Source organism: Geobacter hydrogenophilus (genome assembly GCF_018501225.1).
Lineage (GTDB): Bacteria > Desulfobacterota > Desulfuromonadia > Geobacterales > Geobacteraceae > Geobacter > Geobacter hydrogenophilus.
Window position 1 is genome coordinate 1 of sequence record NZ_JAHCZI010000047.1, and the last position, 223, is coordinate 223.

At 65.0% G+C, this 223-nt stretch carries 1 protein-coding gene; it reads right to left on the reverse strand.

All coding sequences use genetic code 11. The features are described from left to right. Positions 1 to 223: hypothetical protein (locus tag KI811_RS19010; protein ID WP_214187927.1), on the reverse strand; the 223-nt coding region annotated here is incomplete at both ends.

The window sequence follows — 223 nt, forward strand, 5'->3', positions numbered from 1 at the left end:
AGGCGGACAGCGTCTGGGTCCCGACCGTGTTCAGCACCGTCCCGGAAGCCGGGGTGTAGGTGAAGGTACCGGCAACGCTGGCGGTGGCATTCAACTGGGTGCTGCTGAGAGTGCTGCCGACATAGACGGCGCTTGGCGCTGCCCATGTGATGGTCGGAGTGGCTTTGTTCACCGTGAGGGTGACGCTCTTGGTGGCCGTGGTGTAGGTGGCGGCGTCAGTCGG